The sequence below is a fragment of the Bacteroides sp. ET71 genome, from assembly GCF_023336905.1.
GTDB lineage: Bacteria > Bacteroidota > Bacteroidia > Bacteroidales > Bacteroidaceae > Bacteroides.
Genome location: NZ_JAMBLS010000007.1, coordinates 117,067 through 128,433 on the forward strand (window position 1 = coordinate 117,067; position 11,367 = coordinate 128,433).

Below are 11,367 nucleotides of genomic sequence, written 5' to 3' on the forward strand. Positions count from 1 at the left end.
AATGTTCATCCACTAACTATTATAACTATGTATAACAAAATTCGTATATTCCCTCTCTTTTTCACTGTTTGTTTATGCGGTGTATTTGCCTTCGCTGGCTGCAAAAGAAAAGAAGATTTGACTATGAAAATGAATCAACCGCACAACATTCACGGCGTATCCAATTTTGGACGTACCTTCGGTGACCGTAACGACCGCCAACTGGCCATAGCCCAAACCATCGGCATAGCTCCCATTGCTTCACGGGAGGCAGCGGAAAAGATGACGGATAAACTCACTTTTATAGACGATAATGAACGTTATTCCATCGATTCGCTGACTCATTCTATCCCCTACCTCATTCCCGGTGCAGCCACGTTGCTGGACACCATCGGACAAAACTTTCTCGATTCACTGGCCTGCAAGGGTCTTAACCCCAACCGCATCATAGTTACTTCTGTCCTCCGCACACAAAATGACGTAAAACGGTTGCGCCGGCGCAACACCAATGCGACAATCAATTCCACGCACGCTTATGGCACTACGTTTGACATCAGTTGGAAACGTTTTGAAAAGGTGGAAGATCCCGATGGCCGTCCTTTGCAAGATGTTGGTGCTGACACTTTGAAATTAGTCTTAGCCGAAGTGCTTCGCGATTTAAAGCAGGCTGGGAGATGTTACGTAAAATACGAAATCCGCCAAGCCTGCTTCCATATTACTACTCGCGTAAAGTAGCCAGTTCTTTCCATGCCTGAGGTAAATGGGCTATAATGTCACCGGCCGTCATGCCGATTTGCCCCAATTCTTCGGCTGCCAAGTCTCCGGCACGCCCATGCACGCAGACACCTAATGCAGCCGCATCGCCGGGTGCATAGCCTTGTGCCAACAAAGCCAAAAGGATGCCTGTCAGCACATCACCACTCCCTCCCGTTGCCATGCCAGGATTGCCTGTCGTGTTGAAACGGCATGTTCCATCGGGTGCAATGACAATTGTATAGGCCCCTTTCAGTACAATGTGCACATCGGCGTTGCGGGCCAGCTCACGTGCACGTTCCAAACGTTCGAATGAATTTCGACATTTGCCTACCAGTCTCTCTAATTCCACTGGATGCGGGGTCAGAATACTGCCCTTGGGCAACCGAGACAACAGAGCCCGGTTTTCACCCAAAATATTCAAAGCATCGGCATCCAATACCATAGGTGTCTCGCTCGTTTCAATCTGTTCTGCCAAAGCATTCACCGTATCGGGCAAGCGGCCTAATCCCGGCCCTATGGCTACCGCCTGATAGTCATTGGTATCAGTGGCCGTTGCAAAACAGATATCGCTTAAGTCTATTTCCGTCATGGCTTCAGGGACAGCCGTTTGAAGAAGTGTATTGTTGCAGAAAGGCACGTGTACAGTCAGTAAGCCCACCCCAGAACGCAGACAGGCACGTGCAGCCAATACCGATGCTCCGCCCATGCCTTGCGAACCTGCAATGAGCAAGGCACGGCCAAAATGTCCTTTATGTGCAAATTTATCGCGCGGCTTTAATAACATGGCTACATCCGCCGGTTCTGTCATCGAGTAATCTGTCGGCATCTGGGCTATGGCATCCCGGCTCAAACCGATATCCAACAAACGCCATTCGCCCACGTAGGGTTCATTTTCGGAGAAGAGGAAAGAAAGTTTCGGGAGTTGCAAACTAAGAGTAAGGTCTGCATGCACAATGCCCGACGGTGCATTATAAGAATTATCCTCGCCCATCAGCCCCGAAGGGATATCGATAGCCACGACTTGTGCCGGCGAAGCATTGATAAACTTCACAACGGCGGCGAACCCACCGGTCAACGGTTTGTTGAGACCGCTGCCGAAGAGTCCGTCGATAATTACGTCTTCGGCTGTCAGTTTCGGGAAGACGAACTGTGAGGTGATTACATGAAAGTTGGCATCAGGCAATGCAGCCAACCGTTCCATATTAGTAGCACAATCAGGCGAAAGACCACCTTTTGTATTGAACAAGAAAGTTTCTACCCGATAGCCTTTTTCTGCCAACAAACGGGCTACGGCCAATGCGTCTCCGCCATTATTTCCAGGCCCGGCAAATACTGTGAAGCTGGTCTCTTTACTCCACCGCCCGGCAATGGCTGATGCCAAAGCACGGGCGGCACGTTCCATCAAGTCGATGGAAGCAATAGGTTCATTTTCTATGGTGTAAGCATCAAGCTGTTTGATGCTGGCAGTAGGAAATATTTTCATCATGCGCTTTTACTTTTAAATACGCAACAAAAGTACGAATTTAGTTGCAAAAGCGTGTCGTCTATGAACAGCTTTCCTACTATATTATATTACTTGATTACTTACCCCAGGCATTCTTGCGGCTTTTGCCCATTGAGAAAGACAGGCCCAGGTAGGCATTGACACTGCGCGAGTTCTCCCCCAAATACATATAGTCCGTACCTACCATCAGAGGTCCCAGCTTGATGCCAAAGCCGAAAGATTTACCGGCAGTCTGCAACATGGAATAGCTGAGAGCCAGATTGAGGGCGCGGGCCGGACGGAAGTTGGCCGAGAAGGTCAGTTCGCTCAACGTATTGACCTGCCCCCAACGAGTTGTGGAAAGGATACCGGCAGAGAGCTTGTCATTGAAGAAAGAATATTCGCCACCCAGCACCAACGTAGTCGGCAGACGGGTTGTACGGGCTTTCTTCTCACCATCTTCCTGCATCTGAAGGAGGTCGAGGTCAATGACATCGCCACCCGATACACGGTCGATGAAGTCGCCTACATTGTTGGCATCGTAATGTTCATTGGTGCTGGCTTGGATAACGTTGGACGAGCTCTTGCTCCACTTGATAAAGCCTAAATCCAATACTGCAGCCGAGAGAGTCAGATTGTCCAGCAGACGATAAGTGGCACCCAAGTCGATACCTGCACCGTAACCGCTGATGCCGAAGTTATTGTACTCTACATCGTCTACATAGCCATCCTCAGAGATGAGGTCGAGCCCTTCTACATTTCCTTCTGCCCGGGCATCAATATTGATATCTGCCGAAGCATCGGGATTCAGATAGTCATCAGAATCATATAGGTTATTAGAAGAAATATTGACATTATTAATACTCAAATTCAAGTTGCCGGCACCCAGCAGGAAGTTGAACTTACCTCCCACAGTCAAGCGGTCGCCGATGGGGCGTGCATAGCCTACGCCTACTTCTACATAGGCATTTACAGCCAGTTCTTGTTCGCTGAACTGGAAGTGCTGGTTGTTCCAATCAGTGAGGTCATCACCCGGCATGTCGCGCAGGAAGTCGAACAAGCCGCGGGGGAATGCTCCCTCTACGTCGGTGCGCAAACCAATGTTGAACGACCAGAAAGCGTTCTTCCGATAGAATCCGAAGGAGATAATGTCCGTGTTTAGAGAGATGGAAGCCTTGTTCATGTCCTTCAAGTTCTTGTTGAACGAAGGAGAATCCCAGAAATCATCTCCGGCGTCGAACATGTCGATGAAGTCCTGCGTACCCAGTGAATTGGTGTAAGCCGAAGCGTTGAACATACCCAGAGCCGGCACATTGACGTAGCCGCGCGAAGGCAGGTTGGCAGGGTTGAGCTGCAATTTGCCGGCACCATCCATAAAATAGGACGTGCGCAGGAATTGTGCCTGTCCGGCCACGGGAACGAGTAACAATGCCAACGTCCAGGCTACATGTTTAAGACTTGTGTGCATCTTTTTTCTCATAATCATTACTTGTGTTTGGTTGCCTATGGCTTCCTCCTTCGGCATAAAACAATAACATAACAGACGCAGAAGCCCGCAGGAAATGGGAGTTCCAGCGACGCCCATAATCTTAACGAATGCAAAGATACGTGTTTCTCTGCAAAAAGAAGAACAATTATGCGGAAATGTTGAAAATAAAAAGAGAAATAAAGGCAAAAGAAAAGCCAACCGGCCTGAAGGCCGGTTGGCTGATTGTTTCTGTTGGTAATACGTTTGTTTGGATTAGAAATTATAGCCAAATCTCACAGAAGTAGTTGCGATCTTGCAATCTTCTGTAATTTCGTTGAAGTCTGTACCATAATTTACGCCAAAGTGAAGAGCCTTGTAGTCAAAACCTACACCAATGTGCCAACCGGCCTGGAAACGTTTCCAAGCTTCTGTTTTATATGAATCGCCATACTCATCTTCTATTGTTTCATCTTTAAACAGATTCATATCAATCAACTCTTTACCATCATATTCAGCCTTCAATTTTCCAGTCATATTAATACGGAAATCAAAACCAAAATTCGGGGCAATAGCGAAATCATCGTTAATATTGATTCTATACGCCAAACTAACAGGAATATTTAAAGAGAACATGTTAACCTTAAAATCAAGTCCTTCGATATCAGCTTTAGAATGTCTATATTGCAAAGCACCACCTACTTCCAAATAAAGAGGAACTTTCTGTGTCAAGCCAATACCTCTTAAATAACCAATCTCAAAGCTCCCTTTCAATTTCCGAATATCATCTAAATCACCTAAATCATCTCCATCAAGGCCATCTACTTTCAACGTAGAAGGCAAATAACTCACATACACGCGGTTGTACCCATCGGTATTCACAGTCGTCCAAATGCTGCTACCAGAAGCAGAAGAACCAGAATTTGCGAACTGCGCAGAAGCAGTACCTGCCAAGCCAACGAAGGCCAGAACCAACAAAGCTTTCAATGTTTTCATAACTTGTAAAATTAAATGGTTAATAAAACTATTAATGAATCAATAATTGAATGTCATTTTCCAGACGTTTGCCACTCCCGTAGCGCTGCCGCGCTGAGAGATGAAGTAGATGTATTTTCCGTCCTGGCTCCACACGGGGCTGAGGTCGTCGGCCGCGTGGTAGGTCAGTTGCGTCATCTCCGTGCCGTCCAAGCGGGCGACGTAGAGGTCGGTATTCAGGTAGTTGATGTTCCCGCTGACAATGCGGCTGCTGCCCACAAAGAGCACCCAGCGGCCGTCGGGCGAAACGATGGGGGAAGTGAAGCTGCGCTCGGCGTCGGAGATAATACATTCTTCGGTACCTGTGACGTAATTGATTTTCCACAACTCGCTAAGCCCGGCAGCGTTGATGCGCGAACAGATAAAGGCGGTCTCGTTGCGCAAGGGGCAGGGATTCATGCCGTTGCTGTATGTGGACAGGAAATTGTTGCTGACGTCGTAGCTCCAGATGCTGACGTTTTTCGCTTCGAGGCGTGCGAAGAAAATCTGTTTCATGTCCGACGAATAGACGGGCGAATAGTCTTGCGCGCCGTTGGTGATTTGGCGGCAGACGTAGCCTTTGCGGGCATCGGTGCGGAATATCTGGTTGGTTTTGCCGCGCGTCTCCGAAAAGCAGAGATAGCGGCCGTCGGGCGAAAAGGTGAAGTCGACCACGGCCGTGCGGTTGGTGCGTTGCGTGGAGCCGCCCTGTTTGTTCAGGTCTTTAATGAAAATGTTGGTTGTATTGTTCCGGGCAGACAGGTAAGCGATGTAGTCTCCACCCGGCGTGATATCGAGAATACGGTTCGAGAACCAGTCTATATGACCCTTGGTCCGCTTGACTTGCGGCAGGCAGACACAATCGGCATCGGTCGTAATACGTATGAAGTCATTCCCGGATTCTTCCGGCACAGCCACGACTGAATAATCAACCTGCTGTGCAGACATGGTGACAACAAAGGTTAAGCTCAAAGCTGCGGCCAGCCATCTTTTCATGCTATGTATCATAATACTCTCCGTTTAAATCCACCGACGAAAGGACGCTTGCATTTCCTGCAAGAGAGTGCCCTGAACAGGCACCCCGGCCTCTCTTCGGATATGCAAATGAAAGCAATTATTAATGAATTTAAAAGAATACTACGTTAAAAAACACTAAACCCCGTGGAAACATGTGCAAGACACAAGCCAGGCAAAGATTTGCCGGACTGCAACGGCAGAGAGTCCACAGACGTTTTAACCATTATATATATAAAGCAAACGGAGAGCCCGAAAACAACGGCACGGAAGGATGAAGAAGAAGCAACGCCATTTCGAACAAAAGGCAAGGCCACACCGAAGAAAAAGCAAGCCCGAAAAACGGAAGAAGCCGCCCCACCCGAAAGCCTGGAGTAAGAGACTGGAAGAGAGGATTCAAGGGATTTGTGGAAAAGAAGATTGCGACTAAGCAAAAAATATCGTACTTTTGCACCAAATTGCATCTCTGTTATGAACATTATACAAATAAAAGACAAACAATTTGCCGTATCCATTCCCGAGGCGGACATCTTGCGCGAGGTGGAACGCGTGGCCGGAGAAATCAACCGCGACCTGGTCGGCAAGAATCCGCTGTTCCTCAGCGTACTGAACGGCTCGTTCATGTTCACCGCCGACCTGATGAAACGCATCACCATCCCCTGCGAAATCTCGTTCGTCAAGCTGGCCTCTTACCAAGGCATAGCCTCGACGGGCAAGGTGAAGGAGGTCATCGGCATCAGCGAAGACCTGACGGACCGTACCATCGTCATCGTGGAAGACATTGTAGACACGGGCTTGACGATGCAACGGCTGCTCGAGACGCTGGGCACGCGACGTCCCAAGGAAATCCACATCGCCACCCTGCTGCTCAAGCCGGAAAAGCTGAAAGTGGACCTCGACATCGAATACGTGGCCATGCAGATTCCCAACGACTTCATCGTGGGCTACGGACTGGACTACGACGGACTGGGACGAAACTACAAAGACATTTATACAGTGGTTAATGATTAATGGTAAATGGCAAGGATGTTCCACGCGCAGCCCATTGACCATTAACCATTAACCATTAATCATTAATCATTAACCATTCACCATTAATAAAATGCTAAACATCGTAATTTTCGGTGCCCCCGGCTCAGGCAAGGGCACACAGAGTGAGAGAATCGTAGAAAAATATGGCATCAACCACATCTCTACCGGAGACGTGCTTCGTGCCGAAATCAAAGCCGGCACCGAACTGGGCAAGACGGCCAAGGGCTACATCGACCAGGGCCAACTGTTGCCGGACAACCTCATCGTGGACATCCTGGCCTCCACGCTCGACGGGCTGAAGGACTCGAAGGGAGTCATCTTCGACGGATTTCCCCGCACCATCGCCCAGGCCGAAGCGCTGAAGAAAATGCTGGCCGAGCGGGGTCAGGAAGTAAGCATCATGCTGGACCTCGAAGTGCCCGAAGACGAACTGATGAACCGCCTCATCCTGCGCGGACAGCAGAGCGGACGCGCCGATGATAATGAGGAGACCATCCGCAAGCGCCTCACCGTCTACCACAGCCAGACGGCTCCCCTCATCGACTGGTACAAGCAAGAGGGCAAGTATTGCCACATCAACGGACTGGGCGAACTGGAACGCATCACGGGGGATATCTGCGAGGCGATTGATAAAGTGAAATAAACTCTTATCCTACGGATTTGCACTATAAAAAGTGCAATTTCCCCATAAAAGTGCACTGAATTCAGTGCACTTTTCGTATCTTTGCGTATTATCCCATTAATAAATATGGTTCAAATAATCTGTGATACTTGGAAAGAGGCAAAAGGATTTATCATGCAATATCCTGAACTTATCGGGCAAGTTATGCTTAAGTCCGAAGGAAGGAATATTATAGACATATATGACCCGCACCATACAAAGGATTGGACTACCCGGATATCACAAGAAGAACTTATTCAGATAGTAAATAGCATAGAAAATGTATTAGAGCCTTCTATCAAGACAGGTTCCAATGATGTTTATAAAGAGCTATTATCTGATCAGAGATGGATAGATAAAAGCAATGAAATCAAGAGAAGAGATTTTTATACTTGTACAAGATGTTATAACAGCATTGTTCTAAATGATATTATTCAATTGAAAGAATATCTACTAAAGGGAAATAATAGAACAGAATACGTTGAAAATATAAAAACTTTCAATACAATCTGTAGGAAATGGACTCCTACTCCTTCTATCCTAAATAAGGATATACCAGAATACGAGTATGGTTTTAAGTACGAAAGTTCAAAAATTGTTCCCATCAAAGAACAGTGTATGAGAAAGATGAGATCATCCATTATATCTCATGGTTATATACCTTCTTTAAAACTCTACCTATATGAGTATAACTACTACATACATACCACTCCTTTTCTTATCAAGGAAACAGTAAAAACAATAAAAGGAATTTTCTTTTCTAACCAACTACTATCAACAAACGAATCTATGTGGTACTGGGGGCCATACAATGATGAAGTAAAAGATTACTATAATAAGAAAAGGACTTTATATTGGCAGTACAGTGAAAACGGAAACACGAATGATAAATTCGTATTATCACATTGTGTTAGTGAGGAAGGAGATTATTATCATGGAGCATATAGAGGAATAGGTATTCTTTCTTACAACCAATACAGCATTATTTTTCCACTATATCAATTGAATACGGTTAATCTTGAAGTTCACCATAAAGTGTACAAAAAGAAAAACGGAGAATATATAAAACCGTGGGAATATGAAAATGATGAATTGGAAACTCTTTGTTATAGCTGTCACCAACAAAAACATATAGAAGAGAACATAAAGATTATTCATAATAACCATTTTTGAATACAAGATTATGCCAGAATCAAACTTCGTAGACTACGTGAAGATATACTGCCGCTCGGGCAAGGGCGGACGGGGTTCCACACACATGCACCGCGCCAAGTACATGCCCAAGGGCGGACCCGACGGCGGCGACGGCGGACGCGGCGGCAACATCATCCTGCGCGGCAACCGCAACTATTGGACGCTGCTGCACCTCAAGTACCAGCGACACGTGCTGGCCGGACACGGCGAAAGCGGTTCGAAAAACCGCAGCTTCGGCAAGGACGGAGAGGACAAGGTGATAGAAGTGCCCTGCGGAACCGTGGCCTACAACGCCGAGACGGGCGAATACCTGTGCGACGTCACCGAGCACGGGCAGGAGGTCATTCTGCTGAAAGGCGGACGCGGTGGACTGGGCAACTGGCACTTCCGCACCGCCACGCGACAGGCACCGCGCTTCGCACAGCCAGGCGAGCCGATGCAGGAAATGACCGTCATCCTGGAGCTGAAACTGCTGGCCGACGTAGGTCTGGTGGGCTTCCCCAACGCAGGCAAATCGACCCTGCTCTCCACCGTGTCGGCCGCCAAGCCGAAGATTGCCAACTATCCCTTCACCACGCTGGAGCCCAACCTGGGCATCGTGTCCTACCGCGAAGGCAAATCGTTTGTCATGGCGGACATCCCCGGCATCATCGAGGGGGCCAGCCAAGGCAAAGGCCTGGGACTGCGCTTCCTGCGCCACATCGAGCGCAACTCACTGCTGCTCTTCATGGTACCTGCCGATGCGGATGACATCGCCCGGGAGTACGACATTTTGCTGAACGAACTGAAGACATTCAATCCCGAGATGCTGGACAAGCAGCGCGTACTGGCCATCACCAAGTGTGACATGCTGGACCAGGAACTGATGGACGAAATAGAACCGACGCTGCCCACCGGCATCCCGCATGTGTTCATCTCCTCCGTCAGCGGACTGGGCATCGATGTGCTGAAAGACATTCTCTGGACGGAACTGAACAAAGAGAGCAATAAGATAGAAGGGCACATCGAAAGCATTGCCCATCGCTCCAAGGATATGAGCCACCTGGCCGAAGAACTACGCGAGGAGGGGGCCGACGAAGACCTCAGCGTGGAATACGTGGACGAGGACGACATCGAAGACCTGGAAGACTTCGAATACGAAGAAGACTGGGACGAAGAAGAGGAAAACGACAAGGAACAGCAGTGACCATGAAAGTTATCCTGGAAACCCGCCGGCTCCTGCTCCGCGAACTGAGGCAAGAAGACTTCGACGACGCTTGTCTGCTGCTGCAAGACCCGGAGGTGATGCATGCCTACGAGGGACCGTTCAGCCGGGAGGAAGTGCAAGCATGGCTGGACAAGCAACTGCGCCGTTACCGGGAGGACGGTTTCGGACTTTGGACCCTGGTGGAGAAAAGCAGCGGCACCCTGATCGGGCAGTGCGGCCTTACGCTCCAGGACTACGGGGGCAACCGAGTTCCAGAAATCGGCTACCTGTTGCGTCGTGCCTACTGGCACCAGGGATTTGCCATCGAGGCTGCCCGAGCCTGTCGGGAGTATGCGTTTCAGACGCTTGGCTTCCGGGAGGTCTACTCCATCATACGCGACACCAACCTCCCCTCCCAACGGGTGGCTCTGCGCAACGGCATGACCCGGGTAGACCGAATCGTGAAGCACTATAAGGGAGTAGACATGCCGCATCTGGTGTTCAAGGTCGGGAAAGACATCCGCCTCGTGCGTCATCTTGCCTATCAGCCCGACGTCTTCTGCTTCAGCACCACCCGCCAGGGAGGAACGAGCATCGGCCCCTATGCCTCGATGAACTGCACTCCCTACACGGGCGACTGCCCCGAACACGTGGCCCGCAACCAGGCTCTCCTGCTCGAAGCCCTGCCCCACCGTCCGCGCGAGCTCGTCATCCCTTATCAGACACACGGCACGGGCATCCTCTCCATTGACGACACCTACCTCGCCTCTCCCGCCGACCAACGTCGCCAACTGCTCCAAGGCATCGACGCTACCCTCACCGACCAATCCGGCATCTGCCTTTGCGTCTCCACAGCCGACTGCATCCCAGTCCTGTTGTACGACCCACGACACCATGCCATAGCAGCCATCCATGCCGGTTGGCGCGGCACCGTGCAGTCCATAACGAGCCGCACCCTCCAACGCATGCACACCCTCTATGGTACCGACGGAGCCGACCTACTGGCCTGCATTGGCCCCGGCATCTCCCTCTTAGCCTTCGAGGTGGGCAACGAAGTCTACAACTCCTTCCACCAGGCCGGCTTCCCCATGGAACGCATTGCCCGCAAGGAATCCAAGTGGCACATCGACCTGCCCGAAGCCAATCGCCTGCAACTGCTGGAGTTCGGGGTGCCGCCCCGTGCCATCGAAATGTGTGGCATCTGCACCTATACACGGTGCGACGATTTCTTCTCGGCACGACGACTGGGGGCACAGTCTGGGCGGATACTGACGGGAATCTTGATGTGACTCTCTTATCTTATCAGGGAAACAGCAACGAGCACCAAGAGCGCTAACAAGAGAACAATCAAGATTCCTCCCAATGCTACAGCCCATTTCAAGGTGCTAAACAAATTGGAAAACACATCGTCTTTCCCTTGTAACACGTAGAACACGTAGAATAGTGTTAATAGTAGCACTGCAATATCATCACTCCAACCTACCGGCGGCACATCTGGTACCAAATCAATAGGACTGATGACGTAAATGATTGATAGCAAAATAATCAATGCTTTATATGTACGGCCTTTAGTTATATTCCTA

General features: G+C 49.4%; 11 protein-coding genes. 6 read left to right on the forward strand and 5 right to left on the reverse strand.

The window, feature by feature from the left end:
• The first annotated feature begins 27 nt into the window (after positions 1-27).
• Entirely contained in the window at positions 28-714 is a 687-nt protein-coding gene (locus M3090_RS06120) for a DUF5715 family protein (protein WP_249054575.1), read from the forward strand.
• Here M3090_RS06120 and M3090_RS06125 read toward each other — a convergent pair.
• The 4 genes from M3090_RS06125 to M3090_RS06140 all read right to left on the reverse strand — a co-directional run bounded on the left by M3090_RS06125 (position 698) and on the right by M3090_RS06140 (position 5,705).
• Entirely contained in the window at positions 698-2,218 is a 1,521-nt protein-coding gene (locus tag M3090_RS06125) for an NAD(P)H-hydrate dehydratase (RefSeq protein ID WP_249054594.1), read from the reverse strand. The two genes, M3090_RS06120 and M3090_RS06125, sit on opposite strands and share 17 nt — an antisense overlap.
• 97 nt (positions 2,219-2,315) lie before the next feature.
• Complete coding sequence (locus M3090_RS06130) at positions 2,316-3,686, reverse strand: DUF5723 family protein (protein WP_249054576.1); 1,371 nt, start codon at positions 3,684-3,686, stop codon at positions 2,316-2,318.
• Between the two features lie 273 nt (positions 3,687-3,959).
• The gene (locus M3090_RS06135; RefSeq protein ID WP_249054577.1) at positions 3,960-4,679 is read right to left on the reverse strand and encodes an outer membrane beta-barrel protein; all 720 of its coding nucleotides are present in this window, start codon (positions 4,677-4,679) and stop codon (positions 3,960-3,962) included.
• A 39-nt stretch (positions 4,680-4,718) separates the two neighbouring features.
• Positions 4,719-5,705 carry a TolB family protein gene (locus M3090_RS06140; protein ID WP_249054579.1) on the reverse strand — a complete coding sequence of 329 codons (987 nt, stop codon included), beginning with the start codon at positions 5,703-5,705 and terminating at the stop codon, positions 4,719-4,721.
• A gap of 477 nt (positions 5,706-6,182) precedes the next feature.
• Here M3090_RS06140 and hpt point away from each other — a divergent pair, with 477 nt between their 5' ends.
• The 5 genes from hpt (at position 6,183) to pgeF (ending at position 11,073) form a co-directional block, all read left to right on the forward strand.
• Positions 6,183-6,722 (forward strand): hypoxanthine phosphoribosyltransferase, encoded by a 540-nt coding sequence (gene hpt, locus M3090_RS06145; RefSeq protein WP_249054582.1) that lies wholly within the window; start codon positions 6,183-6,185, stop codon positions 6,720-6,722.
• 91 nt (positions 6,723-6,813) lie between these two features.
• The gene (locus tag M3090_RS06150; protein WP_249054584.1) at positions 6,814-7,386 is read left to right on the forward strand and encodes an adenylate kinase; all 573 of its coding nucleotides are present in this window, start codon (positions 6,814-6,816) and stop codon (positions 7,384-7,386) included.
• A 105-nt stretch (positions 7,387-7,491) separates the two neighbouring features.
• A complete protein-coding gene (locus tag M3090_RS06155; protein ID WP_249054585.1) occupies positions 7,492-8,577 on the forward strand; it encodes an HNH endonuclease in 1,086 nt (361 codons plus the stop codon).
• Between the two features lie 10 nt (positions 8,578-8,587).
• The gene (gene obgE / locus M3090_RS06160; RefSeq protein WP_249054586.1) at positions 8,588-9,784 is read left to right on the forward strand and encodes a GTPase ObgE; all 1,197 of its coding nucleotides are present in this window, start codon (positions 8,588-8,590) and stop codon (positions 9,782-9,784) included.
• A gap of 2 nt (positions 9,785-9,786) precedes the next feature.
• On the forward strand, positions 9,787-11,073 hold the full coding sequence (gene pgeF, locus M3090_RS15900; RefSeq protein ID WP_317239143.1) for a peptidoglycan editing factor PgeF: 1,287 nt from the start codon (positions 9,787-9,789) through the stop codon (positions 11,071-11,073).
• A gap of 5 nt (positions 11,074-11,078) precedes the next feature.
• On the opposite strand, the gene M3090_RS06175 is transcribed toward pgeF, so the two are convergent.
• Positions 11,079-11,367: YkvA family protein (locus M3090_RS06175; RefSeq protein WP_249054587.1), on the reverse strand; the 289-nt coding region annotated here is incomplete at its 5' end.